Annotated in this window: 19 protein-coding genes; 7 read left to right on the top strand and 12 right to left on the bottom strand. The window is 73.2% G+C overall.

Annotated features, from left to right (window positions below; genetic code table 11):
- Positions 1 to 595, bottom strand: a 595-nt coding sequence (locus RBH18_RS21370) for a hypothetical protein (RefSeq protein WP_306210486.1), incomplete at its 3' end; no start/stop codon positions are given.
- Between the two features lie 202 nt (positions 596 to 797).
- On the opposite strand from RBH18_RS21370, the gene RBH18_RS21365 reads away from it, so the two are divergent.
- Positions 798 to 3,890 carry a S8 family serine peptidase gene (locus RBH18_RS21365; protein ID WP_306210484.1) on the top strand — a complete coding sequence of 1,031 codons (3,093 nt, stop codon included), beginning with the start codon at positions 798 to 800 and terminating at the stop codon, positions 3,888 to 3,890.
- A 33-nt stretch (positions 3,891 to 3,923) separates the two neighbouring features.
- Here RBH18_RS21365 and RBH18_RS21360 read toward each other — a convergent pair whose 3' ends face one another.
- Both RBH18_RS21360 and RBH18_RS21355 read right to left on the bottom strand, forming a co-directional pair.
- Positions 3,924 to 4,076, bottom strand: coding sequence for a hypothetical protein (locus RBH18_RS21360; protein ID WP_306210482.1), 153 nt, complete (start codon positions 4,074 to 4,076; stop codon positions 3,924 to 3,926).
- A 63-nt stretch (positions 4,077 to 4,139) separates the two neighbouring features.
- Complete coding sequence (locus tag RBH18_RS21355) at positions 4,140 to 4,706, bottom strand: TetR/AcrR family transcriptional regulator (protein WP_306210480.1); 567 nt, start codon at positions 4,704 to 4,706, stop codon at positions 4,140 to 4,142.
- A 78-nt stretch (positions 4,707 to 4,784) separates the two neighbouring features.
- Between RBH18_RS21355 and RBH18_RS21350 the strand changes: the two genes are divergently transcribed.
- A complete protein-coding gene (locus RBH18_RS21350) occupies positions 4,785 to 5,705 on the top strand; it encodes an SDR family oxidoreductase (protein WP_306210478.1) in 921 nt (306 codons plus the stop codon).
- A gap of 85 nt (positions 5,706 to 5,790) precedes the next feature.
- Here RBH18_RS21350 and gap read toward each other — a convergent pair whose 3' ends face one another.
- From gap to RBH18_RS21325, 5 genes are all read right to left on the bottom strand, one after another.
- The gene (gene gap / locus RBH18_RS21345; protein ID WP_306210476.1) at positions 5,791 to 6,786 is read right to left on the bottom strand and encodes a type I glyceraldehyde-3-phosphate dehydrogenase; all 996 of its coding nucleotides are present in this window, start codon (positions 6,784 to 6,786) and stop codon (positions 5,791 to 5,793) included.
- Between the two features lie 63 nt (positions 6,787 to 6,849).
- The gene (locus tag RBH18_RS21340) at positions 6,850 to 7,803 is read right to left on the bottom strand and encodes a GlxA family transcriptional regulator (protein WP_306210474.1); all 954 of its coding nucleotides are present in this window, start codon (positions 7,801 to 7,803) and stop codon (positions 6,850 to 6,852) included.
- Positions 7,804 to 7,978: 175 nt separating this feature from the next.
- The gene (locus RBH18_RS21335; protein ID WP_306210472.1) at positions 7,979 to 9,496 is read right to left on the bottom strand and encodes a subtype B tannase; all 1,518 of its coding nucleotides are present in this window, start codon (positions 9,494 to 9,496) and stop codon (positions 7,979 to 7,981) included.
- 115 nt (positions 9,497 to 9,611) lie between these two features.
- Positions 9,612 to 10,922, bottom strand: a complete 1,311-nt coding sequence (locus RBH18_RS21330; RefSeq protein ID WP_306210470.1) for a neutral zinc metallopeptidase — start codon at positions 10,920 to 10,922, stop codon at positions 9,612 to 9,614.
- Between the two features lie 73 nt (positions 10,923 to 10,995).
- A complete protein-coding gene (locus RBH18_RS21325; RefSeq protein WP_306210468.1) occupies positions 10,996 to 12,303 on the bottom strand; it encodes a pectate lyase family protein in 1,308 nt (435 codons plus the stop codon).
- Between the two features lie 150 nt (positions 12,304 to 12,453).
- Between RBH18_RS21325 and RBH18_RS21320 the strand changes: the two genes are divergently transcribed.
- Together RBH18_RS21320 and RBH18_RS21315 are read left to right on the top strand one after the other, a co-directional pair.
- On the top strand, positions 12,454 to 13,683 hold the full coding sequence (locus RBH18_RS21320; RefSeq protein ID WP_306210466.1) for a PP2C family protein-serine/threonine phosphatase: 1,230 nt from the start codon (positions 12,454 to 12,456) through the stop codon (positions 13,681 to 13,683).
- Positions 13,680 to 14,045, top strand: coding sequence for an STAS domain-containing protein (locus RBH18_RS21315; protein ID WP_306210464.1), 366 nt, complete (start codon positions 13,680 to 13,682; stop codon positions 14,043 to 14,045). The genes RBH18_RS21320 and RBH18_RS21315 overlap by 4 nt, the downstream gene beginning before the upstream one ends.
- A 131-nt stretch (positions 14,046 to 14,176) precedes the next feature.
- Here the strand turns inward: RBH18_RS21315 and RBH18_RS21310 are convergent, their stop codons facing one another.
- The 4 genes from RBH18_RS21310 to RBH18_RS21295 all read right to left on the bottom strand — a co-directional run bounded on the left by RBH18_RS21310 (position 14,177) and on the right by RBH18_RS21295 (position 18,158).
- Entirely contained in the window at positions 14,177 to 14,866 is a 690-nt protein-coding gene (locus tag RBH18_RS21310; protein WP_306210462.1) for a GH12 family glycosyl hydrolase domain-containing protein, read from the bottom strand.
- Positions 14,863 to 17,181, bottom strand: a complete 2,319-nt coding sequence (locus RBH18_RS21305) for a glycoside hydrolase family 95 protein (RefSeq protein WP_306210460.1) — start codon at positions 17,179 to 17,181, stop codon at positions 14,863 to 14,865. Before RBH18_RS21305 ends, RBH18_RS21310 begins: the two co-directional genes overlap by 4 nt.
- A 94-nt stretch (positions 17,182 to 17,275) precedes the next feature.
- Positions 17,276 to 17,455 carry a hypothetical protein gene (locus RBH18_RS21300; RefSeq protein WP_306210458.1) on the bottom strand — a complete coding sequence of 60 codons (180 nt, stop codon included), beginning with the start codon at positions 17,453 to 17,455 and terminating at the stop codon, positions 17,276 to 17,278.
- Between the two features lie 19 nt (positions 17,456 to 17,474).
- Positions 17,475 to 18,158 carry a TetR/AcrR family transcriptional regulator gene (locus RBH18_RS21295; protein ID WP_306210456.1) on the bottom strand — a complete coding sequence of 228 codons (684 nt, stop codon included), beginning with the start codon at positions 18,156 to 18,158 and terminating at the stop codon, positions 17,475 to 17,477.
- A 101-nt stretch (positions 18,159 to 18,259) separates the two neighbouring features.
- Between RBH18_RS21295 and RBH18_RS21290 the strand changes: the two genes are divergently transcribed.
- The 3 genes from RBH18_RS21290 to RBH18_RS21280 all read left to right on the top strand — a co-directional run bounded on the left by RBH18_RS21290 (position 18,260) and on the right by RBH18_RS21280 (position 26,305).
- On the top strand, positions 18,260 to 19,750 hold the full coding sequence (locus RBH18_RS21290) for an MFS transporter (protein WP_306210455.1): 1,491 nt from the start codon (positions 18,260 to 18,262) through the stop codon (positions 19,748 to 19,750).
- Positions 19,751 to 19,852: 102 nt separating this feature from the next.
- Positions 19,853 to 20,314, top strand: a complete 462-nt coding sequence (locus tag RBH18_RS21285) for an Asp23/Gls24 family envelope stress response protein (RefSeq protein WP_306210452.1) — start codon at positions 19,853 to 19,855, stop codon at positions 20,312 to 20,314.
- A 267-nt stretch (positions 20,315 to 20,581) separates the two neighbouring features.
- Positions 20,582 to 26,305, top strand: a complete 5,724-nt coding sequence (locus tag RBH18_RS21280) for an Ig-like domain-containing protein (protein ID WP_306210451.1) — start codon at positions 20,582 to 20,584, stop codon at positions 26,303 to 26,305.
- Positions 26,306 to 26,307: the final 2 nt, after the last annotated feature.

Raw genomic sequence — 26,307 nt, 5'->3', positions numbered from 1 at the left:
AGAGCGCGAGCGGCACCGTGCCGCAGGCGAAGACGGGCAGGATCCGGGGCGCCGCCGGCCCGTGGTAGCCCCGGTTCACGCGGGCGAACGCGATCCCGTAGCAGGCCATGGAGAGCATCGCGGCGACCGCGCACACCGTGCCGAGGGCCACGCCGGCGCCGAGGGAGCCGGCGAGACGGGGGAGGACGTACAGGACGGCGCCGGTGATCGCCACGGCGGTGCCGGCGACGGTGGCGGGTGGCGGGCGGGTGCGGCCCAGCGCGCTTTCGGCGGCCAGGACCACGGCCGGGGCGAGCGCGAGCACCAGGCTGGGCAGCGCCGGTCCGGCCTGGGCGATGGCCACTGTCGACAGCATCGTGTACGCCGTGACGCCCGTCCCCGCGAGCAGCGCGATCTGCCACCACCGGTAGCCGGCGCCGGCCGTCCCCGGGCGGGAAAGGCGCGTCAGCACGAGCAGTCCCAGCACGGTGAACGCCGTGCGCCCGGCGGACACCAGCCCGCTGCTCGCCCCGCGCAGCGCGGTGTCGACGACCAGCCAGGTGGCGGCCAGCAGCAGCACCTGGGCGGCCGACTCGGCGGCCAGCCGCGCTCTCACGCCGATGATCTTAGCCTTCGCAGGTCATGCACATAAATGCATGTGTTCAGGAGCGGAGATTGATGCCCGTAGGGGATGGTGCCGGAAACATGGAGGCTGCAAGATCCCTTCTTGATCGGCCGCCGACGATGGGTGCGCGCCGCCTCCACAGTGGCGGCCCGGCGCGGGTTCGCGGCACTGTGACAACAAGGAGGCAGCCCTCGTGGGCGACACCATGGGCCGGACCGGGGGCAGCCGCACACGGCTGACCCGGGCAGCCGGCATCGGCATCCTGCTGACCGCGCTGGGCGCGGTCGCCGTCCCCTCCGCGGCCGCGGCCGCCCCGGCGGGCGCGGGCCACGGCTTCACGCCGGTCCCGGCCGGGTCCCAGGCCACCACCCTGCCGCCCAGCATGGCGGACGAGCCCGTGACCGTGATGCTGGAGCTCGGCGGCGACCCGGTCGCGGTGGCCGACGTCGCCGCGGCGACCCCGCTGACCAGCACCCAGAAGAAGCAGGCCGCCGCGACCCTGGACCGGGCGCAGGCGCCGGTCGAGCAGCGGGCCCGGCAGCTCGGCGGCACGGTGCTCGGCTCCTATCAGCATGCCTACAACGGCATCAAGGTGCGGATCAAGCGCAGCCAGGTGGACACGCTCGCCGCGCAGCCCGCCGTCGTCGCGGTGCACCCGGTCCGCGCGATCGAGCCCGACAACACCAACGGCGTGCCGCTCATCGGTGCCCCCGCGGTGTGGGGCGGCTCGGACAAGCTGCACGGCGAGGGTGTCAAGGTCGCCGTCATCGACACCGGCATCGACTACACGCACGCGGACTTCGGCGGGCCGGGCACCACGGCGGCGTACGAGAAGGCGCACGCCGCGGAGACCACGGCGGCCGACCCGAAGCTGTTCGGCCCGAAGGCGCTCAAGGTCAAGGGCGGCATCGACCTGGTCGGCGACAGCTACAACGCCGATCCGTCCAGCGCGGACTACCAGCCCGTGCCGCACCCGGACGTCAACCCGCTGGACTGCGGCGGCCACGGCACGCACGTCGCCGGCACCACGGCCGGCTACGGCGTCACCGCCGAGGGCAAGACCTACACCGGGGCGTACGACACCAAGACCATCGGCGGCACCAAGTGGCTCGTCGGCCCCGGCGTGGCGCCGAAGGCCGACCTGTACGCGGTGCGCGTCTTCGGCTGCGAGGGCTCGACGGACATGACCGTCGACGCCATCGACTGGGCCGTCGAGCACGACATGGACGTCATCAACATGTCGCTGGGCTCGCCGTTCGGCACCAAGGACGCGCCCGAGTCGGTGGCCGCCGACAACGCGTCGAAGGACGGCACGATCGTGGTCGCCTCGGCGGGCAACTCGGGGCCGGCCCCGTACCTGGTGGGCAGTCCCTCCACCGCGACCAGCACGATCAGCGTCGCCGCCAGCGACCCGACGGCCGCCTTCCCGGGCGCGTCGCTCGCGCTGGGCACGGGTGCCACGCTCGACGCCATCAACGCCAACGGCGCGACCTTCAGCGACGGTACGACGCTGCCGATCAAGGTGGTCGGCAACGGCGCCGGGGGCATCGCCCTGGGCTGCAGCACCGCCGAGTTCCAGGCGGCCGGCGTGCAGGGCAAGCTCGCCGTCGTCGCCCGCGGCACCTGCGGCCGGGTCGCCAAGGCGATCTACGGCCAGGAGGCCGGCGCCGCCGCGGTGCTGCAGGTCAACACCGACGCCAACTACCCGCCCTACGAGGGCCCGATCACCAGCAACCCCGACACCGGCGCGCCCGCGAACGTCACGATCCCGTTCCTGGGCACCCCGAACACCGCGGCGGCGACCTGGCTGGCGGCGGACGGCTCGACGGTCACGCTGACGAACAAGACCCTGACCAACCCCAACTACCTGGGTACGGCCAGCTTCTCCTCGGGCGGCCCGCGCACCGGCGACAGCTGGCTCAAGCCGGACGTCACCGCCCCGGGCGTCAGCATCTTCTCCGCCGCCGTCGGCACGGGCACCGCCCCGGTCGCCATGTCCGGCACCTCGATGGCCGCGCCGATGACCGCCGGGCAGGCCGCGCTCGTCAAGCAGGCCCACCAGGGCTGGTCCGAGGTGGCGTACCTGAAGGCCGCCATGGTCAACACCTCCGACCCGGCCAAGGTCACCGGCTACACCACCCGGGTCAACGGCGCCGGCCTCATCCAGGCGCCCGGCGCGGTCGACACCCAGGTCGTCGCGCTCGGCGACAGCGGGACCGCGACGCTGAACTACGGCTTCACCGAGCTGGAGAAGGACTACAGCAAGCGCAAGACCGTCAAGGTGAAGAACCTCGGCAGCAAGGCCGCCACCTTCACCGTCGGCGTCGAGAAGCCGGCCGGCAGCCCGCACAGCGTCAAGCTGTCGGCCAAGAAGATCACCGTTCCGGCGAAGAAGACGGTCGCGGTCGACGTCACCCTCGTGGTGCCGGCGGCGACGGCCGGGGACGCGAGCGCCTTCCACGACGCGGCGGGCCTGATCAAGCTGACTCCGGTGGCGGGCAGCAACAAGGGTGTGGCGTTGCGGGTTCCGTACTATCTGGTGCCGCAGTCCGTCGCCAAGGTGAGCACCTCGCTGGACAAGCGCGGCACCACGGCCACCCTGACCAATGCCAAGGGCGCCATCGCCGGGACGGCCGACTGGTTCGCGTGGGGCCTCAGCGACGGCAAGGACGCCGGTGCCGCCGCCGACCTGCGCGCCGTGGGGGTGCAGAGCCTGCCGGACGACACGCTCGCCTTCGCCCTCAACACGCACCAGCGCTTCGGCAACGCGGCGCGCACCGAGTGGGACGTCTACGTCGACGTCGACGGCGACAAGGTCGACGACTACGACGTCGTCGGCATCGACTACGGCCTGCTGACCACCGGCGACATCAACGGCCGGCTGGTGACGGCCGTGGTCGACCTGCGCACCGACGAGGTGTCGCTGGAGTTCTACGCCGACGCCCCGTACGACGGGAGCACCGTCACCCTGCCGGTGCTCGTCTCGCAGCTGTGCCAGCCGGGCTCGCCGTGCCTGTCGGGCACGAGCCCGCGGTTCACCTACCACGCCGCGACCTACGGCATCATCGACGGCGAGACCGACGAGAGCGCCGGGACGGCGTCCTTCAACGCCTTCGCGCCGGCCGTCAGCACCGGGGCGACGGTCACGGTCGCCCCGGGGCGCCGGGTCACCTCGGCGGTGACGGTGAACAAGGCCGAGCTGGCCAAGAGCCCCGCCCGGGGCTGGATGGTCGTCACGCGGGACAACCGCAGCACGGACGAGGCCCAGCTGATCCCGATCAAGTGATCCCCTGAGGAGGGGGTCTTCCGGGCCCCCTCCTCACCCCGACAGTCCCAGCAGCAGCCCGCCCAGGGCCGCCGCCGTGACCAGCAGCGCGAACCACGCCCGGCGCCGCCGCACCCGCCGGCGCCCGGCGGCGACGAAGTGCTCCAGCTGGCCCCGGCTCGGCGCGACCGGCGCCGGCACCCTCATCCGCAGTGCTTCACCGACGTCGTGCTGTTCGTCGCCCATACCTCTTGGACGGCGCCCGGGGCGTCACTGTTGCACCACGGTCGTCACCGCGGTCATCGTCTCGCGCACGATGTCGGTGAGCGGCCGCTCCTGCGGCTCGTCGAGCCAGCGTCCGACGGCCGTGCCGATGATCGTGGCCGCCAGCTGCGCGGCCATGACTGCCTCCAGCTCGCTCAGCCCCCGCGCCCGGAACCCGGCGGCGCCGGCCTCGGCGATCAGCGCGCCCTTGCGCAGCTCGCGCTCGCGCAGGCCCTCGTCGGAGCGGATCACCTCCCGGCGTACGCGCAGATGGTCGCGCAGGCCCGCGAAGCGCGGCGCGACCACCTCGCACAGGCCCTGCTCGATCAGCCGCATCGTGCTCAGCCCGGCCGGCGCCTCGGCGAAGAACCGCGTGATCACCGGGGGCACGGCCTCCTCGCCGGCGAACAGCACCTCGCGCTTGTCGGCGAAGTGCCGGAAGAACGTGCGGGTGGTCAGGCCGGCCCGCGCGGTGATCTGCGGCACCGTCACGTCGGCGAAGCCGTGCTCGACGAACAGCTCCAGCGCCGCGGCCTGCAATCGCTCCGCCGCTCCGGGCTCCCATCGGCTCATGCGCCCAGTCTAGTTGACGACACGCCATGTCATCAGGCAGAGTGACGACACGCAATGTCATCAAGTCTGGGGGACCCCATGGAACAACCCGTGCTGGTGCTGGGGGCGACCGGCTTCGTCGGCCGGCGGCTGGTCGCCGCGCTGCTGGCGGCCGGTCACCGGGTGCGCTGCCTGGTCCGCGACCCGCAGCGCGCGCAGGACCTGGCCGGCGACCGCGTCGAGCTGGTCCGGGGCGACATGCTCGACGCGGCCGCGGTGGACCGGGCGGCGGCGTCGGCGCGAGCGGTCTGCTTCCTGGTGCACACGCTGTCCCGGCAGGCCCGCCGCGACGTGGACTTCATGGACGTCGAGCAGGCCGGCCTGCGCAACGTCGTCGACGCCGCCCGCCGCCACGGGGTCCGCCGCCTGCTCTACCTGACCGCGATCGGCACCGCCCCGGACGCGCCCAGCAGCTGGGGCCGCGGCCGCGCCCGCGCCGAGCAGATGCTCTTCTCCAGCGGCCTCGACGTCACCGTCCTGCGCCCCGGCATGATCGTCGGCCACGGCGGCGACGGCTTCGCCATGATCGAACGCGGCGCCCGCAGCCGGGTCGCCGTGCTGCTGGCCGGCCGCCACACCCGCTTCCGCACCGTCGCCGTCGACGACCTGGCGGGCACGCTGGTGCAGCTGCTGGACGACCCCCGCTCGTACGGGCGGCACTTCGACGTCGGCTCCGACGACGTCCTCACCACCGGCCAGATGATCGACCGCGCGGCCGCCCACCTGGGCCGCCGCCCGCCCCGCAAGCTCCACCTGCCCCGCCGCGCGATTGCCGCCCTCGCCCCCGTGCTCGAGCGCGCGACCGGCATGCCCCGGGGCGCCGTCGCCGGCTTCGTCGGCCCCGGCTCCGACGCCGACCTGGTCGGCGACGCGACCCCGATCCGGCCGCTGCTCGCCCGGCCCCCGCTCACCTACGAGCAGGCCATGGCCGCCGCCCTCGGCACGCGGCGCAGCACCTGACCCCGGCGCCAGGCCCCGGCGCGCGGGCCCGGCCGGCGGCCTGCAGCATGCGCGGGCCCCGGCGGGGCATCGCCGTTCGAGCGGATCAGGCGGCGAGGAGCTCCAGCGTGTCGATGACGCGGTGGGAGAAGCCCCACTCGTTGTCGTACCAGGCGACCACCTTCACGTGCCGGCCGTCGACGCGGGTCAGCAGGGAGTCGAAGATCGACGAGTGCGGGTTGCCGGTGATGTCCGAGGAGACCAGGGGGTCCTCGGAGTACTCGAGGATGCCGGCCAGGGGGCCGTCGGCGGCGGCCCGGTAGGCGGCCAGGACGTCGTCGCGGGACACGTCGCGGGCCACGGTGGCGTTGAGCTCGACCAGCGAGCCGACCGGGACCGGGACGCGGATCGAGTCGCCGGACAGCTTGCCGTGCAGGGCCGGCAGGACGAGGCCGATGGCCTTGGCGGCGCCCGTGGTGGTCGGGGCGATGTTGAGGCCGGCGGCCCGGGCGCGGCGGGGATCGCGGTGCGGGCCGTCCTGCAGGTTCTGCTCCTGGGTGTAGGCGTGCACCGTGGTCATGAAGGCGTGCTCGATGCCGGCGAGGTCGTCGAGGACCTTGGCGAGCGGGGCGAGCGCGTTCGTCGTACAGGAGGCGTTGGAGACGATGGTGTGGGCGGCAGGATCGTAGGCGTCGGTGTTGATGCCGGGCGCGATGGTGACGTCGGCGCCGTCGGACGGGGCGCCGACCAGCACCTTGCGGGCGCCGGCGGTGAGGTGGGCGCGCGCGGCCGCGGCGGCGGTGAAGCGGCCGGTGGCCTCGAGGACGATGTCGACGCCCAGCTCGGCCCAGGGCAGGCCGGCGGGGTCGCGCCCGGCGAGAACCTTGATGCGGCGCCCGTCCACCACGAGGGTGTCCCCGTCGACCGAGACCGGGCGGCCGAGGCGGCCCGCGGTGGAGTCGAAGGCGAGCAGGCGGGCGAGGGCGGCCGGGTCCGTGAGATCGTTGACGGCGACCAGCTCGAGCTTGCTGTCCCGCTCGAGCAGGGCCCGCAGGACGTTGCGCCCGATCCGGCCGAATCCGTTGACGGCTATGCGAGTCATGCCTTCAGCCTGCTGAATCCCCGGGGTGCGAAACAGCGGCGCGAGCGCCACGGTTCGCAAGGATCACGCCAGCTTGAAGGTGCGGCGGTACTGGCTCGGCGTGGTCCCCAGCACCCGCTGGAAATGCAGCCGCAGGTTGGCGCCGGTGCCCAGCCCGACGTCGGCGGCGATCTGCTCGATGCTGCGCTCGGAGCGCTCCAGCAGCTCGCGGGCCAGGTCGACGCGGGCGCGCAGGATCCACTGCATCGGGGTGTGACCGGTGTCCTCGGCGAAGCGCCGTGAGAACGTGCGCGGGGAGACCGCCGCGTGCTCGGCCAGCATCTCCAGGGTCAGCGGCTTGCCGAGCCGGTGCAGCGCCCACTCGCGGGTCGCGGCGAAGCGCTCGCCCAGCGGCTCCGGAACGCTGCGCGGCACGTACTGGGCCTGGCCGCCGCTGCGGTACGGGGCCGCGACGAGCCGCCGCGCCGCGTGGTTGGAGGCCGCCACGCCCAGGTCGCCGCGCAGGATGTGCAGGCACAGGTCGATGCCCGAGGCGGCGCCCGCCGACGTGAGCACCCGGCCCTCGTCGACGAACAGCACGTTCTCGTCCACCCGGACGAGCGGATGCCTCGCCTGCAGCGCCCGCGTGTAGTGCCAGTGCGTCGTGGCGCGCCGCCCGTCGAGCAGCCCCGTCGCCGCGAGCGCGAAGGCGCCCGTGGAGATCGCCGCCAGCCGGGTGCCGCGGTCGTGCGCCGCCCGCAGCGCGTCCACCACGGCCGGCGGCGGATCCTCCCGGTCGGGGAACCGGTAGCCGGGCAGGAACACGATGTCGGCCCAGCCGAGCGCCTCCAGCCCGTGCGCCACGTGGTAGGACAGCCCGTCGCCGCCGGTCACCGGCCCCGGCGCGGCCCCGCAGACGCGCACCTCGTAGGGCATGCTGGCCCGCGTCGTGAACACCTGCGCCGGGATGCCGACGTCCAGCGGCTTCGCCCCCTCCAGCACGAGGACGGCGACACGATGCAGGCGGTCGGGCGGCACCGCCTCAGCGTAAGGTCAGCCGCAGCACCCGGGCGCCGAAGGTCCACGCCCGGTGCAGATCCGCCGCCCGCGGCTCGCCCCTGCTCACCGGCGTCACCTCGCACCCCACCCACTAGCGGCTACAAGCTCAAGGCCCGGCGCCACCACGAGCGCGCCCGCCGGGAGGAGGACAGCGCTAGCGCTGGGGATAGCCGGTGACGCCGGCCAGCCAGGTCAGGAAGGCCGGGGCGTCCTCGTCGGCGCCGTGGCCCGCATCCCAGTACATCCTCGCGTCCACGTCGTCGCCGGCGTTCTCGGCGGCGGTGGCCAGGTTGGTCATCGTGGTGAGGGAGGTCTCCGTGTCGCGGGTGCCGGTGCGCAGCCACCAGTGGCGGGCGCGGCCGGCGTGGCGGGCGGTGAGGAAGGGCATCGGGTTCATGAGGGTGAGCTTGGCGTCCAGGTCGGCGTCCAGGCGGGCGTACTCGTTGCCGGAGGCCCGGCGCAGGCTGTAGGTCGTGAAGTGGCGCGCGGGGATGGTGCCGGTGCCGAACTCGTTGTTCTCGGGCGCCGACAGGTCGAGCGCGTCGAAGGCGGGCGCGCCCTTGCGGCGCGAGCCCACGTGCTGCTGGAACGCGGACCAGGTGAAGGCGGGATCGGCGAGCACCGGGCTCGCGTCCAGGGCGGCCGGCCGGTCGCCCTCGGGCAGGCCGTTCACGTACGCCGCCGCGGCCGGGCGCAGATAGGCACGCAGCAGGTAGTCGTCGTAGGTCGCGGCGGTCAGCGGCCCGAAGCCGTCCCGGCCCGTCAGGTCCAGCTCCGCCAGATGGTCGGCGAAGCCCATCCGCAGGTCCTGGGTGACGTCGGGGTCCACCGTCTCGCCGGTCTCGGTGGGCAGGTCGCCCCAGCACCACTCGTACGCCAGGTCGGCGTGCTCCAGATCGGTGACCGGCGAGTGGGCGGCCGCGGCGAACACCGCGTCACTCGCCGCCGCGGCGCCCAGGCGGCGCAGGTACGGCTCGTAGAGCGGGCTGTCGCCGGAGGCCCCGAGCAGCGCGGACAGGCCCCCGCCGGCGCCGGCCCCGGTGGCGACGATCCTGTCCGGGTCGCCGGGTACCCGCCCCTTGTTGGCGCGCAGGTAGCGGACGGCGGCCTTGAGGTCGACGATCGCGGCCGGCGCGGTGCCGTGGTGGACACCGGCCTCGTCCACGAGGGTCCGGCCGCGGGCGCCCGGCTCCACGACGACGTAGCCGGCGGCGAGGGCGAGCTCCGCGGTGCTCACCTCGCGCGGCTGCTCCGGCGCGGGCTCGGGGGTCTCGCCGGGGTCGTCGGTGCCGGGCGGCGGGCTGCTCGTGGCGCCGCCGCCGATGCCGGTGGCGTCGGCGACCGAGGAGGGCAGGTAGCCGGCGACGGCGGTGGCGAAGAGGATCGGCGCCTGCCGGGCGTCCACGGCCCGGCCGTCGATCTTGACCGGCACGCTGATGTTGAGGCTCTGGTACCGCACGTCCACCGGCGCGGCCACGTAGGGCACCGCCCGCCAGAAGTGGTAGCGCACCACCCGGTCCCCGGACGCGGTCGCGATCGTCGTCTCCAGGACCTCGTACGCGTCCAGGTCGAAGGGTGCCGGGCCGGCCGCCCGGGCCGTCGCCGGGAGGCCGAGCCCCGCCGCCGCTCCGGCCGCCGCGGCGAGCCCGGTCAGCACAGTCCTGCGTTTCACGCTCACTCCGATCCCCGTGGGTGTCCGGGAACCGGTCTACTCCTCCGGCCCGGCGGCGGCCGGGGCTTCACCGATAATCGCCCCCTCCGCCGCCGCGCGGCCTACAGTGACCCGGTCACTGGCAGGCGGTCAGGCCCTCCAGCACGCCGTCGCGGTAGGCGGCGATGCGGTCGAAGGCCGTCGTCCCGGACCCGTCGCCCGCCCGTCCGAAGGCCAGCAGCGCCGTGACGGCCTCGTCCAGGTCGCCGGGGGAGAGCGTCAGCCCGTCCGACGGGTCGCGGGCCAGGATGCTCGACGTCCACGAGCCGGCCAGGCAGTCCACGGCCAGCTGCCCGGCGCGGTCGCGGGTCGAGACCCCGCGGCGGTCCTGGACGGCCCGGGCGAACAGGTCGCCGATCAGCATGCCGATCGCGTTGTCGCCGATCTGCTGGTAGAGCTGCGGGCCGAGCTCGGCGTTGTCGAAGGCCGCGAAGTCGCCCTCCGGGCAGTAGAACGCCCGGTCCCGGGCCGCCTGGTCCGGGGACTGGCACGCGGGCGCGTCGCCCTCGAAGGCCGTCACCCGCAGCTGCTGCCACGGCTGGCCGGCGAGGTCCGGGTAGGTGCTGGTCCAGTACGTCTGCGCGTCCTGCGCGAGCGAGTTGACGGCGTTGGCGTACTCCAGGTCGCCGCCGCTGGCCGCGTCGTCGCGGGTCCGGAACGGGACCTCGGTGACCGGCAGGTTGTCCGCGTTGTAGCCCGCGCACGTCGCGACGCCGTCCTCCACGCCGTCCTGGAAGGCGCGGACCCGGTCGAAGGCGTTGCCGTGCGCGCCCTCCGCCGCCGCCGAGGTGCCCGGCTGGTCGCGCAGGAGCAGCAGCCCGGCGACGGTGTTGTCGAGCTGCTCCGGCGTGACGTCCTTGAACGCCGTCGAGTTGCCGGCCAGCACGTCGGCCGTCCAGGCCCCGGCGTAGCAGTCGGCCTGCTGTTCCAGCACCACGGTCGGGTCGTCGGTGCGGCCGAGCCGGGTCTGGATCGCGTGCCCGTACTCGTGGGCCATGACCACGCCGGCGAGCAGGTCGCCGAACTGGCTCTGCAGCTGCGGGATCAGCACCTGGGCGTCCCACGCGATGAAGTCCCCGGCCGGGCAGTAGAACGCGTTGGGCTGGTACTCGCCCGGCTGGTCCCCGCAGGCGGGTGGCGGATCCTGCCTGGTGTACGGGTGGAAGCCGCCCCGGACCGGCTGGAACTGCTTGCCGCCGGCCAGCGACGGGAACTTGCCCTGCCAGAAGCGCTCGACGTCCTTCAGCGCCGGGGTGACCACGTCCTTGCCGCTGGTCCGCGCCGGCCCCTGCTGCGGCGCCTCGTCCCCGCCCTCGCCCCAGACCACCACGCAACCGCTGGTCAGGGCCAGGAGCAGGGCGGAGGCCATGATCCGGTACGCACGCACGAGTCTTCCCTCCCGGCGCGCCGGCGGGTGCGGGCGCGCCGCAGCGTGCGTACCCCCGGGTGCGGAAGGTTATTCACCTCGGCAGGCGCCGGGATCCCGCCCCCGCGGCGACCACGGCCGGCACCGCGGCGGTGGGATCCACCCTGGTACGCAGCTCCGGCACCCAGCCGGCGTCGGGATCCAGATCCGGGTCGTAGGCCGCATTGTGGACGGCGACCAGGTCGACCGGGACGGCGGGGTTGCTGCCGGTCCGCACGAGGGTGCCCCTGGCCGTGATGCGCGTGCCCTTCCAGTCCTTGACGATGTCGGCGAGCGGGAGGTCGGCGCTGCGGACGAAGTAGTTGTTCTCCGCGTAGATCTGCGACTGCACGCCCACCCCGAACGAGTACTGGTACTCCTCGTCGGTGGCCGTGTAGAGGTTGTCGTAGACGTCCACCTGGCCGAAGCGCACCCGCGGCGCCCGCTGGATCACGTTGCCGAAGCGGTTGTGGTGCACCGTGACCCGCAGCTTGCCGACGTCGACGCCCGGGGTGTCGGTCGAGCCGATCAGCATCGTCTTGTCGTGGTCGTAGTAGTCGTTCCAGGACACTGTGACCAGGTCCGAGCCGCGGATGATGTCGGTCGCGCCGTCGTGCACCTGGTAGGGCCGGCCGAAGTGGAGCGGCTGCGCGGCGTCGTGGTTGTTGCCGTCACTGAACGTGTTGTGGTCGAGCCAGACGTTGGTGGCGCCGCTGAGCGAGACGAGGTCGTAGAGGGAGTTCCAGTTGCCCTCGGCGCCGTCGGTGGGATCCCAGGCGGGGAAGCAGTCGGCCGCGTCGGTGAACTCGATGCCGCGCACGATCACGTTGCCGACGTTGGTCAGGGTCAGGCTGCCGTGGTCGATGCGCGCGCCCGGGGCACCGATCAGGGTCGTGTTGCTGCCCACGGGGATGCGGATCTGGGCGCCCTGGATCCGCGTCGAGCGGACCCGGGCGTCCTCGAGCGGACCGCTGGGCTTGGCGGTCCGGCCCCAGACCGCCGGGTCGTACGCGGCGAGGAACGCGTCCAGGTCGTACGCCGGATCGGCGTACGCGCCGCAGTCCAGCGGCCGCCCCGACGCGTCGGTGCTCATGTCGATGCGGCCCGCCACGATCACGATCCGCGGGGTGGGATCGGTGCCGTCGCCGAGCGCGGCCAGCAGCTCCGCCCGGGTCCGCACGACGCTGACGTGGGCGTCGTCCGCGGCCGCTCCGCCGGTGGTGCCCGCGCCCGCGGCCGCCCAGCCGTCGCCCGGCGGCAGGACCTGGCGGGCCACGGCGGGGACGGCAGGGGCGGCGGGCGTGGCGGCGGAGCCGGGCAGGGCCAGCACGGCGGCCAGGGCGAGGGGCACGGCGAAGGACACGGCGGACGCCTCCGGGAGCAGGGGAAAGCGCTTACCGAGCCACCGTCACACGCCCCGGGAGCCGGGTCAACGGCTCGGCACGTGCAGGAAATTTGCAGTGGCAGTGGCCCCGGCGGGTCAGGCGGATCCCGGGGCTCTAGGTTGGGACCCATGGACGGTGACTTGCGCTGGTTCGCGGCGTTGCGGGAGATCCTCGCGGCCGCGCATCTGTGGCGCCCGGAGCAACTGGCCGCCACGGTCTCCGCGGCGTTGCGGCCGGTGGGGCTCGGCACCCGGATCTGGCTCACCGACTACGAGCAGGTGACCCTGCGCGCGCTGCCGGACCCGGCCCTGCCGGCCGCGGACCCGCTGCCGATCGACTCGTCGCTCGCGGGCCGCGCCTTCGCCCGGGTGCGGAGCCTGCCCGGCGGCGACGGCCGCTGGTACGTCCCGATGATCGACGCCACCGACCGGCTCGGCGTCGTCGAGTTCACCGGCTCGCTAAGTGAGGGCGACGTCGAGCGGTGCGAGCTGGTCGCGGGCCTGATCGGCCACCTGATCGCGACGACCACGCCGCGCAGCGACCACCTGGACGTCGCCCGCCGGTCGCAGCCCATGTCGCCCGCCTCCGAGCTGCTGTGGCGGCTGCTGCCCCCGCTGACCTCCAGCAGCGACGCCCTGGTGATCAGCGCGGTCGTGCGGCCCTGCTACGACATCGGCGGCGACGGCTTCGACTACGTGCTGGACGGCTCGCGGGCCGCCCTGGTCATCCTCGACGCCGTCGGCCGGGGCCTGAGCGCCGGGCTGGCCTGCGCGGTCGCCCTGGCCGCCATCCGGGCCACCCGCCGCGCCGGGGGTGACCTGGCCGCGCAGGCCCGGGCCGCGGACACCGCCCTGGCCGAGCAGTTCGCCGACGTCCGCTTCGTGACCGGCGTGCTGGCCGAGCTGGACGTGGAGAGCGGGCGCCTGCGCTACCTGAACGCGGGACATCCCCGGCCGCTGGTGCTGCGCGACGGCCGGTCGGTGCGGGAGCTGACCGGCGGCGTCCGGCTGCCGCTGGGCATCGCCGAGGCCGCGATCCCCGCGGCGCCCTCCGCTTCCTTGGAGGTGGCCGAGGAGTTGCTGCAACCGGGGGACCGGCTGTTGCTGCACACCGACGGCGTGACCGAGGCGCGGACGGCCGGCGGCGACCGGTTCGGCGTGGCGCGCCTGGTCGACCTGGTCGAACGGCACGCGGACGCGGGGCTGCCGGCGCCCGAGACGGTGCGGCGACTGGCGCACGCGATCGCCGGGCACCAGGGCAGCGCCCTCGCGGACGATGCGACGTTGATGCTGGTGCAGTGGTCGGAAGCGGCGGCGGCGCGGACCGTACCGGTGGCGGACAGGGGGAACGACGAGTGAACGACGACGAGATTCTGGTGGTGCGCACCGAGGACGTGGAGGCGCGGATCGTCGTGCTGACCGCCTCCGGCGAGCTCGACCGGGACAGCGTCAAGTTCCTGACGGTCGCGGCCGACGAGGCGCTCGGGCGGGGGCGCGACCGGGTCGTCCTCGACGTGGGCCGGGTGACGTTCTGCGACTCCAGCGGGCTGAGCTTCGTCGTCGGCCTGCACCGCCGCACCGCCGCGACCGGGGGCGTGCTGCGGGTGGCGTGCGCGCAGGGCATCGTCCTGACCGCCCTGCAGATCAGCAACCTGGACCGCCTGCTGCATCTGGATCCCACGCTCGAGGCGGCCATGCGGGCGGTCCGCGCCGGGGAGTGACCCCCGGCGCGTCTCTCCAGGCCAGCGCCTTCCCTACAGGTCAGCGCCTCGGCAGGTCAGCGCGTCGCCCGCGGCTCAGCGCTTCCTCCGCGGGTCAGCGCTTCCTCGCGGCTCAGCGCTTTCTCCGCAGGTCAGCCGGTCACGGAGAAGGAGTTCGTCACGAAGTCCTTGCCGCCGGCCGCCGACGTGATCTCGTAGCCCAGCTGCACGTTGCCGATGGTCACGTCGCCGAACCAGCCCTGCGTGCGGATCCACTGCGCGATCGCGCGGATGTCCACGGTGCCGCTGCTGGTGTTCGCCGTACGCACGAACGAGTACACCTGGTTCGCCCCGTTGGATCCCCGGTAGATCTGCCACGTGTGCCCGCCGACCGAGGCGGTGGTCTGCAACGTGCCCAGCGGCCCGACGGCGCCGTACTTGTTCATCCACAGCATGATCTCGTGGGCGTTGTCCGAGCTCCAGATGTCGTACGCGGTGGTGAAGGCGACCCCGCTCGTCGGCACCGTCACATTGAAGCTGCTCGTGGTCGTGCCCAGCGCGCTGACCTTCTTGCCGAGGTACTTCGTGGCGTTCGGATAGCTCTTGATGCCGCCGGTGTTGGGATGGTCGGCCCACACGCCCCAGTTCGACGCCGAGTTGGCCCAGATCGTCTGCGGGCCGTACCCGGAGCCCCAGACGTTGTTGTAGAGCGTGTAGCCGTTGCTCGACCAGGTGCCCCACCGATCGGTGGACGACCACACGACGGCGTGCGCGGGGGCGGCGGTCAGCAGCAGGGCCACCGTGGCGGCCAGGGCCGCGACGGCCCGGAGGACGATCTTCATGCTGTTCCTTCCCACTGGTAGGTCCCGCCGGCGCGGGCGGTGAAGGTGTGCAGCCCGCCGGGAACGAGCGAGCTGCGGACGGTGAGCGGGCCGCCGCGCCCGGCCCGGACGGTGAGCCCGGTGGCGGCGCCGTCCGACCAGGTGATGTCCACGGTGAGGTCGCCCCGGGCCCGCAGGCCGGAGACGCGGCCGGCGGGCCAGGCCGCGGGCAGCGCGGGCAGGACGTGCAGCTCCCCGGCGTGGCTCTGGAGCAGCATCTCGGCGATCCCGGCCGTGGCGCCGAAGTTGCCGTCGATCTGGAACGGCGGGTGGGTGTCCCAGAGGTTGCTCAGCGTGCTCGTGCGCAGCTGCTCGGCGAGCATCAGGTGCGCGTGGTCGCCGTCGTGCAGCCGTGCCCAGAAGTTAATCTTCCATGCCTTGCTCCAGCCGGTGCCGCCGTCGCCCCGGGCGCGCAGCGAGATCTCCGCCGCGCCGGCCAGCTCGGGCGTGCCCTGCGGCGTGATCTGCCGGCCGGGATGCAGCCCGAACAGATGGGACACGTGCCGGTGGTCGTCGGCCGGGTCGTCCCAGTCGCCCTTCCACTCCTGCAGCTGACCCCACGAGCCGATCCGCGTGCCCGGGTCGAGCCGGCGCAGCGCCGCCCGCACCTCGGCGCCCAGCCGGGTGTCGCCGACGATCCGCGCGGCTTCGGACACCGACGTGAACAGGTCCCACACGATCTGCTGCGACATGGAGGCGCCGGCCGAGAAGTCGCCGTGCTCGGGGGAGTAGCTCGGCGAGACGACCAGCCGGCCGTCACGCGGGTCGGTGTGCAGCTCGTCGAGCCAGAACCGGGCCACGTCGCGCAGCACCGGGTACGCACGTTCGCGCAGGAACGCCTGATCGAGGGTGAACAGGTAGTGCTCGTACAGGTGCCGGGCGAGCCACGCGGCGGCCTCGGGGAACCAGAACGCCGTCGGCCAGTCGTGCACGCCGGTGAAGCCGTACGGGTTGGTCTCGTTGTGCACCACCCAGCCGCCCGCGCCGAACATCGACCGGGCGGTCACCGCCCCGGGGGCGCGCAACGCGTCGACGAAATCGTGCAGCGGCGCTGTCGTTTCGCTCAGATTCGTCACGTGCGCCGGCCAGTAGTTCATCTGCAGGTTGATGTTGACGTGGTAGTCGGCGCTCCACGGCGCGGCGGCGTACGGGTTCCAGACGCCCTGCAGGTTCGCGGGCAGCGGCGTGCCGGCGCGGGACGACGCGATGAGCAGATAGCGGCCGTACTGGAAGAAGAGGGTCTCGAGCGCGGGGTCGTCGCCCTGGTAGGCGGCGAGCAGCTCGTCGGTCGGCCGGTCCGCGAGCCGGCGCCCGAGGTCGAGCCGCACCCGGTCGAACAGGGCCCGGTGGTCCCGCACGTGCGCGTCGCGCAGCCGATCCCGCCGGTGCAGCGCCCGATCGAGGATCCGGGTCACGCGCGGATGCGGATCCGGCCCGCGATAGGTGGGATACCGGTCGCTGTAGTCCGTGCCCGCTGCCACGATCACGAGTACGGAGTCCGCGCCGCTGACCCGCACGCCCGCCGCCTCGTCCGTCCGGGTGCCGCCGCGCGTGACGACCTGCACCTGCGTCTCGTGGCGGAGCCCGTTGTCGGCGAGCGCCCCGGACACCGTCAGCCGGCCCCGGGACACCGTCGTCGCCGCCGTGCGTCCCTCCGGCACGGTCAGGGACACGCCGACGTCGATCGCGCCCGGGCGGTCGGCGCCGAGGCGCACCACGAGCACCTGGTCGGGGTGGCTGACGAAGTACTCCCGGGTGACACGGACGCCGTCCGCGACGTACCGGGTCCGGGCGACGGCGGTGGTCAGATCGAGCTCGCGGCGGTACCCGGACACGGCGCCGGGTGTGGTGGTCAGCGTCAGCGTGCCCAGCGACTGGTAGCTGCCGTACCCGATCCGGGCCTGCCCGAGGACGGCGGCGACCTCCTCGGGCGGCACCCGCTCCCGCTCGTCGACGGCGCGCTGGACCTGCGCGACGGCGCCGGGCCGCGGCGTGCGCCAGTTCCCGGAGTCGTACCCGGGGGAGCCGGGGCCGCCGGTCCACAGCGTCTTCTCGTTGAGCACGATCGCGTCGGCGGCCGGGTCGCCCAGGATCGAGGCGCCGAGGATGCCGTTGCCGATCGGCAGGGCCTGGCTCTCCCAGTCGGTGCCCGGCTCGTCGTACCAGAGCGTGAGCTCGCCGGCCGGTCGCTGTGCCGCCGCGGCTCCCGCCCCGAGGGGGAGGCCCGAGGCCACGACGGCCGCACCCGACCCCGCCAACACCGTCCGCCGGTCCATGCCCTCGCCACCAATCGAAGCGCTTCGATGCGTACGGCTCTCGACGGTACGGCCGGGTGCGGCGTCCGGGCAAGCGCTTACCCGCGACTTTCGCTCACGCGGCCCCGGGGTGCAGGGCCCGCGGGCCGCCGGACAGCCCCGCCTTGACGTGCCAGGCCTGGTCGGTGACGTCCAGGCGCAGCGCGGCCGCGTCGACGTGCTGTTCACCGTCGCGGCCGAAGGGGCCGTCGGCGGTCGGCGCGACAGCCGCGCTGCCGCCTCCGGCCTCTCTCACCTGCGCCGGGGCTCCAGTCTCACCTGCGCCGGGGCTCCAGGGGCGGGACGCATTTGGTCAGCGCGTCCTGCACGCAGGTGACGGTCAAGGGCGCGCCGAGGTCGCCCCGGGCCGCGCCCGCGCGCAGGCCGTCGATGATGAGGGCGAGATAGCGCTCGTACGCGTCGGGGCGGCTGTCCGCGCAGGTGCGGGCCACCTCGCTGAGCATGGCGAAGATGATCGGCAGGTCGGTCGGCTCGAAGTCGGGGCGCAGCGTGCCCTCGGCCCGGGCCCGCTCGATGACCGCCGTGGCCAGCTCGGGCACCCGGCCCTTGAGCGCCGGCAGGGTCCGCTTGTCGACGGTGAGCAGCATGTCGCGCAGGCCGCGGTCGCGCGCCTGCATGCGGACCGACTCGGTGAGCAGCAGGACCAGCCCGTCCCACGCGGAGTCGGCCGCGAGGGCCCGCTCGGCCAGCGCGACGACATCCTGCATGCGGTCGGCGAAGGCGGCCGCGACCAGGTCCTCCTTGGTCGGGAAGCGCCGGTAGACCGTGCCCACGCCCACCCCGGCGTGGTGCGCCACGTCGTCGAGGGTGGCCGCGAACCCGCGCGTCGCGAAGACCTCGTGCGCGGCGGCGATGATCCGCTCGCGGTTGCGCTGCGCGTCGCGCCGCAGCGGCCGCGCCTCCTCCGCCGCTGTGACCGGGACCGTGCTGCCTGTCATGTAACGAAGACTACATCCAAGTGGAGATGATTCCTCAACTTGACCGGCTAGGCTGCCGAAGTGGAGGACGAACCTCAACTTTCGCGGGGAGCGCGTAACAGATGACAACAGCACTGGATCGGCACGAATCGGCGCCACCCAAGCATCCGGCGGCGGACAACGGCCGGTGGTGGGCCCTGGTCGTGCTGGCCCTCGCCCAGCTCATGGTGGTGCTCGACGCCACGATCGTGAACATCGCGCTGCCCACGGCCCAGGCCGACCTGGCCTTCTCGGACGCCGACCGGCAGTGGGTCGTCACGGCGTACGCCCTGGCCTTCGGCAGCCTCCTGCTGCTCGGCGGGCGCCTGTCCGACTTCGTCGGGCGCAAGCGGATGTTCCTCATCGGGCTCATCGGCTTCGCCCTGGCCTCGGCGCTCGGCGGCGCCGCGCAGAACCTCGAGCTGCTGATCGTCGCCCGGGCCCTGCAGGGTGCCTTCGGCGCGGCGCTCGCCCCGGCCGCGCTGTCGCTGCTCTCGACCACGTTCACCGAGCCCGCCGAGCGCGGCAAGGCCTTCGGCATCTTCGGCGCCATCTCCGGCGCGGGCGGCGGCATCGGTCTGCTGCTCGGCGGCGTGCTCACCGAGTACGTGTCCTGGCGCTGGTGCCTCTACGTCAACCTGGTGATCGCCGCGATCGCCGTGGTGGGCGCCACCCTCAAGCTGCACAGCGAGCCGGTGCAGAAGCACGCCAGGCTCGACCTCGCGGGCACGGTGACCGCCGTCGTCGGTCTCGTCGCGCTGGTCTACGGCCTGGCCAACGCCGAGACCGACGGCTGGACCGCGGGCTGGACGCTCGGCCCGATCATCGTGGGTGCGCTGGTCCTGGTCGCCTTCGTCGTCGTGGAGCGGCGCGTCGCCAACCCGCTGCTGCCCCTGCGCGTGGTGCTCGACCGCAACCGCGGCGGCTCGTACGCGTCCATCGCGATCTCGGGCGCCGGCATGTTCGGCATCTTCCTGTTCCTGACGTACTACCTGACCGCCGTGCTCGGGTTCACCCCCGTCAAGACGGGGCTGGCGTTCCTGCCGATGCTCGGCGGCATCATGCTCACGGCCACCACGGCCGGCTCGATCCTCACCCCGAAGATCGGCCCGCGGCCGCTGGTCCCGCTGGGCGCGCTGCTCGGCGCCGCCGGCATGGTGTGGCTGACGCGGCTGGACCTCGATTCCACGTACGCGTCGGGGGTCCTGCCGGGGTTGATCGTGGTCGGTCTCGGGCTCGGCCTGGTGTTCGCGCCCACCCAGAACGCCGCCACCTCGGGCGTCGAACACCGGGACGCGGGCGTGGCCTCGGCGATGATCAACACCGTGCAGCAGGTCGGCGGCTCGATCGGCACCGCGCTGCTCAGCTCCTTCGCGGCGAGCGCGGCCACCGACTTCGCCGAGGGCAAAACGCCGACCCCGACGCTCGCCATGGAGGCGCAGCTCGCCAGCTACCACACCGTGTTCTGGTGGTCGGCCGGCTTCTTCCTGCTGGCCGCGATCGTGGCGGCGGTGCTCTTCCGCACCGGCCCGCTCGACGTGGACCCGGACGCGCCGCCGGCGATGGCCCACTGAGCTCACCCGGCACGAACAGGAACCCGGTCGCGATGCGCGGCCGGGTTCCGCCGTTCGATAGGCTGCCGCGTGGCCGAAGTGGACCATGACAGGGGGGCGGGCATGACCGAGGAATTCCGGGCCGACCAGACCCAGGAGCTGTTCCTGCCCGCCGTGGTCCCGGGCGTGCCCCCGGCCGAGGGCGGCGCCCTGGTCGTCGAGGCCGCCCCCTTCCGCGGCGCCACCAAGGTCCACCCCGAGGTCGTCGAGAAGATCGCCGCCGCGGCCGCCCGCTCGGTCCCCGGCGTGGCCGAGCTCGGCGGCGACGTGGCCCGCTTCGTCAACGCCGTCCTCGACAAGGTCGGCCTCGACGAGGTCGGCGACGCCCGCCGCGGCGTGTCGGCCAAGGTCCAGGGCACCGACGTCTTCATCACGGTCGTCCTGGTCATCGCCGCCGGCGAGGTCGTCAGCGACGTGACATCGCTGGTCCGCATCCGCATCATCGAAGAGGTCGAGAACTACGGCCTCCACGTCGCCGGCGTCGACGTCAAGGTCGACGACATCCGCATGGACGACGCCGTCTGACCTCCCGCCCCGCTCATGCCACCGCCCAGGCGGCGGCTCTCCTGCGCCGCTGAGGAAGAAGCCGCGGCGGACTGCTCGAGGCGGTCCAGCTCGGCGTGGGCGCTGGGCGGGACGCGGCGTTACCACGGCGGAGGGCGGCAGGTTGCGGGTTGCGACCCGGGTGCAGTCGTCCTGCACCCGGATCGCACCCGACGGTCCCCAGACTCGGAGAACTCAGGGATCCATCTGCCCTGAGGTGGATGCGAGCGGCTGGGGCCAGGACACACGATGCAGCGACGACGGACACGCCGGTCTGCGGACCGGGAACTCGCCCTGTACGTCATTGTGCTGCTCCTGGCCGGGACGGCCCTGGTGTTCAGCCCGGACGCGAAGGCGGACGTGACGACGGCGTTCGGCATGCGGTTCGGCACGAACACCAACGGCGGCATCCTGCTGCGCGGCAACACGCTGCTGACGTGTGACACCACGGCCAGTGGATGCACGGCCGCGCAGAACGGGTCCAACGGGACCACCACGAACAACGACAACTTCGAGATGCGCTACGTCGACATCGACGGCGACTCGGGCACCTTCAACTCCAGCAGCAGCACGCTGACGCTGGCGTCCGGGAGCAGCGTGCTGTGGGCCGGGCTCTACTGGAGCGGCGACACCGAGTCGGCCACCAACACCAACAGCGGGGCCGTGCCGATCGCCACGCCGAGCGTGGCGGACAAGGACAAGGTCAAGTTCAAGGTCCCCGGCGGCGCGTACGCCGACATCACCGCGAGCCGCGTCGACAGCGCGACCATCACGGGCCGCGAGTTCTACCAGGGCTTCGCCGACGTGACGTCCCGGGTCGCCGGGGCGGGCAGCGGCGTCTACACGGTCGCGAACGTGCAGGCGACCCAGAACGACTCGCGCTACGCCGGCTGGGCGCTGGTCATCGCGTACCGGAACCCGGCGGAGCCGGTCCGCAACCTGACGATCTTCGACGGCTTCGGCTACATCAACAGCTCGGGCACGCCCGCCACGCCGAGCGTCGACATCACGGTGAGCGGCTTCCAGACGCCGCCGACGGGCACGGTCAAGTCGAAGATCGGCACGGTCGCCTACGAGGGTGACCTGGGCATCACCGGCGACGCCCTCAAGCTGGACGGCACCACGCTGTCCGACGCGTCGAACCCGGCCAACAACTATTTCAACTCCAGCGTGAGCGACGACGGCGTGCGCGACACCGCGCGCAACCCGAGCTTCGCCAACCTCATGGCCGTCGACATCGACCAGGTGACGACCACGACCGCCCTGGGCAACGGCAAGACCAGCGCCACGCTGAACCTGTCGACGTCGCAGGACACGTTCTACCCGGGCGTGGTGACGATGGCGACCGACCTGTTCGCACCCGACATCGACGCCGTCGTCACGCCCACCGACCTCAACGGCGGCTCGGTGAAGCCCGGCGACGTGATCGAGTACACGGTCACGGTCAAGAACGAGGGCAACGACGGCGCCACGGACCTGCTGGTCAGCGACGCGATCCCGGCCGGCACGGTCTACGTGCCCGGCTCGCTGCAGGTCGACGGCGCGTCCCGTACCGACGCCACCGGCGACGACCAGGCCGATCTCTCGGCCGGCACGGCGACCTTCCGGCTGGGATCCGGGGCGACCGCGTCCGCCGGCGGCGCGCTGGCGATCGGCTCCTCGACGGTCATCAAGTACCAGGTGCGCGTCGACCCGGACACGCCGGGCGGCTACGTCATCACGAACGTCGCCAACATGTCCGCCAAGGGCGCGAGCTCCAACCCGCCGCTGACGGTCAACCAGGCGAGCAACGTCAGCACGGTCACCGTCACGGCGGCGGCCACCGACCTGGCGGTCACCGGCACGGTCACCCCGGCCCGCGTGCAGAAGGACGGCACGCCGGACCCGGTCGGCTACGACCTGACCGTCATCAACAACGGCCCGGACGCGCAGCTCAACTCCGTGCTCACGCTGACCCTGCCGGCCGGGGTGACACCGTCATCCGGCGGTGCGTGTGCCGTGTCCGGCCAGGTCGCCACCTGTGCCCTGGGCACCATCGCCACGGGCGCCACGGTCACCACCCACATCGACGCCGTCGCGGGCAACTCCGCCACGGACCCGGCGACCGCCACGGCCACGGTCTCCGGCAAGTACGCCGACTCGGCCACGGCCAACAACACGGCCGCCATCGCCCTCGCGGTCAACCGCGCCCCGGTGGCGGGCGCCGACACGGGCAGCACCACGAACGGTGCCGCTGTCACGCGTACGGTGCTGAGCAACGACTCCGACCCGGACGGCGATGCGCTGCACGTGCAGTCGGTGAACACCCCGGCGCACGGCGGCGCCGTCGTGAACGGTGACAACACGATCACGTACACGCCGAACCTCGGTTTCAAGGGTGTCGAGACGATCACCTACACGGTCGCGGACCCGCGGGGAGGGACGGCGACGGGCACGCTCACCGTCACGGTCGCCAATGCGGGCCCCACGGCCGTCGCGGACAGCACGGGTACGGCCGCCCGCACCGCCGCCACGATCAATGTCCTCGCCAACGACACCGACCCCAACGGCGACACGCTGTCCGTCACGTCGATCACCCAGCCGTCCGGGGGCGCCGCCACGGGCGCGGTCGTCAACAACAACGACGGCACGGTGACCTTCACGCCGTCGAGCTCGTTCGGGGGCAGCGCCTCGTTCACGTACACGATCAGCGACGGTGACGGGGGCACCTCCGTCGGCACCGTCACGGTGACCGTGGCGAACCAGGCTCCCACGGCCGTCAACGACAACGCGACCACGCCGTATCTGACCAATGTGACCGTCGCGGTGCGTGCCAACGACACCGACCCGAACAACGACCCGCTGTCGATCACGGGCATCAGCGTGCCCCGGGACAGCGGCGGCACCCAGCGCGGCACCGCGAGCACCGACGGCTCGACGGTCACCTATGTGCCCCCGGCGACCTTCTCCGGGGTGGTCACGCTGTCCTACACGATCAGCGACGGCAAGGGCGGCAGCTCGACGGCGACCCTGACCGTGACGGTCGCGAACGCGCCGCCGACCGCCGTGGCGGACACCGCGACCACGCCGTACCACCAGGCCGTGATCATTGATGCCCGGGCCAACGACACCGACCCGAACAACGACACCCTCACCGTCACCTCGGCCGGTCCCGCCGGGCACGGGGTGGTCACACTGCAGCCCGACGGCACCCTGCGCTACGCGCCGGACCAGGGCTTCTCCGGTACGGACACGGTCGCCTACACGGTGGGCGACGGCCACGGCGGCACGGCCACGTCGTCGATCACCGTGACGGTCGGCAACGCCGTGCCCGTGGCCGCCGGTGACGCCCGCACGATCGAGGCCGGCCACTCGGTGACCGTCCCCGTGCTGCTCAACGACACCGACGAGAACCCGGACGACGTCCTGTCCGTGCTCTCCTTCGACGCGGCCGCCGCGCAGGGCGGCACGGTCACGCGGTCGGGGACACAGCTCGTCTACACGCCGGCGCCCACGTTCCTGGGCGTGGACACGTTCACCTACACGGTCAGTGACGGGCACGGCGGCACCGCGCTCGCCACCGTCACGATCACCGTGCAGAACACGCCGCCGGCCGCCGGGGCGGACGCCGCGACCACGCCCACCGACACCGCCGTGGACATCCCCGTGCTGCTCAACGACAGCGACGCCGGCAACGACCCGCTGACGGTCACGGCCGTCACCGGGGGCGCGCACGGCGTCGTGTCGACCGACGGGCTCACGGTCACCTACACGCCGGACGCCGGGTTCCACGGGACGGACACGGCCGCGTACACGGTCACGGACGGGCGTGGCGGGTACGACTCCGCGGTCATCAGCATCACCGTGCTCAACGCGCCGCCGGTGGCCGTACCGGATGCCGTGCGGGCGCAGCCGCGGACCGCGACGCGCGTCACCGTGCTGGCCAACGACACGGACGCGAACCGCGACCAGCTCGTGGTGATCAATGTGACCGCAGGTGCGCACGGCACGGTCACGGTGACCGGCGACGGTGACGCTGTCGTCTACACCTCGGCGGCGGGCTTCCACGGGACGGACACGTTCGTCTACACCGTCAGCGACGGCAACGGCGGTACCGCCAACGGCACCGTCACGGTCACCGTCAACGCCGCTCCCGTGGCCGCCGACGACGGCCCGCGCAGCACGCCGACGAACCAGTCGGTCGCGATCGACGTGCTCGCCAACGACACCGACGCCGAGAACGACACGCTCACCGTGACGGCCGGTCCGCAGCCGGCACACGGCTCGATCGCCGTCAACCCGGACGGCACCATCGTGTACGCCCCGGCGACCGGCTACTGCGGCCCGGACTCGTTCACCTACACCGTCACCGACGCGGCCGGCGGCACGAGCGCGGCCACCGTGTCGGTGACCGTCGCCAACGCGCCGCCCGTGGCCACGGCCGATGCCGGCTACAGCACGAGGCCCGGGCAGGCCGTGGACATCTCGGTGCTGCTCAACGACACCGACGCCAACGTGGGCGCCGGCGGGCAGACGCTCGAGGTCGTCAAGGTCACCAGGCCCGCCCACGGCACGGCCGAGATCACCGCGCCCGGCGTCGTGACCTACCAGCCGGGCGCCTGGCGGGGCACGGACACGTTCACCTACACGGTGAGTGACGGACACGGGGGTACGGCCACCGCGGTCGTCACCGTCGTGGTGGACAACGACGTGCCGCAGGCCGCCGGGGACAAGGGTGTCGCGCAGGCCGGCACCCCGGTGGTCATCGACGTGCTCGGCAACGACACCGACCCCAACGGCGACGCCGACAAGCTGACCGTCAAGACCGTCTACCCGCCGCTCGACGCGTCCGGGGCGGCCCAAGGCACGGTGACGACCGACGGAACGACCGTCACCTACACGCCGCCGGCCGGCTTCCGGGGCACGGTGAGCTTCGGTTACACCGTCGTCGACTCGGACGGGCAGCCGTCCACCGCGCTCGTGAGCGTCGACGTGGCGAACGCGGTACCCGTGGCCGTACCTGATGCGGCCGGCACGCCCTACCTGAGGCCGGTCGCCGTGGACGTGCTGCGCAACGACACGGACGCCAACGGGGACAAGCTGACGGTCGTCTCCCGTACGCAGCCCGCGCACGGCACCGTGTCCGCCGACCTGACGTACACGCCGGAGGCCGGGTTCTCCGGCAAGGACACGTTCACCTACACGATCAGCGACGGCTTCGGCGGCACCGCCACGACCACGGTGACGATCACCGTCGCGCCGGCGCCGGCCGTACCGGACAAGGCAGTCAAGTCCGGACCCGGCGAGCCCGTCGACGTCAAGGTGCCCACGACGGACCAGGGTGGCCGCCCGGTCGAGCTGATCAGCGTCACCCAGCCCGCGCACGGCACCGTGGTGCTCAACGACGACGGGACGGTCACCTACACGCCCCGGCCGGGCTTCACCGGCCGCGACTCCTTCGAGTACGTGGTGCGCGACAAGGACGGCAACGAGGCCCGCGGCAGCGTGGACGTGCGGGTGCCCGCCGCGCCGCAGGCCGGCGACGACGCCGTGCAGATCCCGCGCAGCACGAAGACGACGGTGAACGTCCTGGAGAAGGCGACCGACGCCGACGGCGACAAGCTGACCCTCAAGGGCGTCAGCAAGCCCCGCCACGGCGCCGTCAAGGTCAACAAGGACGGCACGGTGACCTACACGCCGATCGACGACTACGTCGGCGCGGACTCGTTCACCTACACCGTGGTCGACGCCGACGGCAACACGTCGACCGGCACGATCACGATCTCGGTGACCGGCGCCCCGGACAGCACGGACGCCGCGAAGCTGCCGCTGACCGGCGCCGACGTCCTGACCCTCGCCGGCGGTGGCCTGCTCGTGATCCTCGCCGGGGCGGCGCTCGTCGCCCTCGGCCTGGCCGGCAGCCGGCACCCCGCTGTGGCGAAGGTCATCGGACGGCACCGCCAGGTGCGAACCGGGCGGCGGCGGGCATCATGACG

This window comes from Actinoplanes oryzae, assembly GCF_030757795.1.
In the GTDB taxonomy this organism is placed as follows: domain Bacteria; phylum Actinomycetota; class Actinomycetes; order Mycobacteriales; family Micromonosporaceae; genus Actinoplanes.
Note: the sequence above shows the minus strand (reverse complement) of the source record. Positions and strands in the feature narration are given on the sequence as shown.

What these genes read in the sequence shown, in the direction of transcription:
- RBH18_RS21360 (WP_306210482.1), bottom strand. Translation starts at nt 4,076, where the DNA reads ATGAGGGTGCCGGCGCCGGTCGCGCCGAGCCGGGGCCAGCTGGAGCAC.
- RBH18_RS21355 (WP_306210480.1), bottom strand. Translation starts at nt 4,706, where the DNA reads ATGAGCCGATGGGAGCCCGGAGCGGCGGAGCGATTGCAGGCCGCGGCG.
- RBH18_RS21350 (WP_306210478.1), top strand. Translation starts at nt 4,785, where the DNA reads ATGGAACAACCCGTGCTGGTGCTGGGGGCGACCGGCTTCGTCGGCCGG.
- gap (WP_306210476.1), bottom strand. Translation starts at nt 6,786, where the DNA reads ATGACTCGCATAGCCGTCAACGGATTCGGCCGGATCGGGCGCAACGTC.
- RBH18_RS21320 (WP_306210466.1), top strand. Translation starts at nt 12,454, where the DNA reads ATGGACGGTGACTTGCGCTGGTTCGCGGCGTTGCGGGAGATCCTCGCG.
- RBH18_RS21310 (WP_306210462.1), bottom strand. Translation starts at nt 14,866, where the DNA reads ATGAAGATCGTCCTCCGGGCCGTCGCGGCCCTGGCCGCCACGGTGGCC.
- RBH18_RS21305 (WP_306210460.1), bottom strand. Translation starts at nt 17,181, where the DNA reads ATGGACCGGCGGACGGTGTTGGCGGGGTCGGGTGCGGCCGTCGTGGCC.
- RBH18_RS21295 (WP_306210456.1), bottom strand. Translation starts at nt 18,158, where the DNA reads ATGACAGGCAGCACGGTCCCGGTCACAGCGGCGGAGGAGGCGCGGCCG.
- RBH18_RS21290 (WP_306210455.1), top strand. Translation starts at nt 18,260, where the DNA reads ATGACAACAGCACTGGATCGGCACGAATCGGCGCCACCCAAGCATCCG.
- RBH18_RS21285 (WP_306210452.1), top strand. Translation starts at nt 19,853, where the DNA reads ATGACCGAGGAATTCCGGGCCGACCAGACCCAGGAGCTGTTCCTGCCC.
- RBH18_RS21280 (WP_306210451.1), top strand. Translation starts at nt 20,582, where the DNA reads ATGCAGCGACGACGGACACGCCGGTCTGCGGACCGGGAACTCGCCCTG.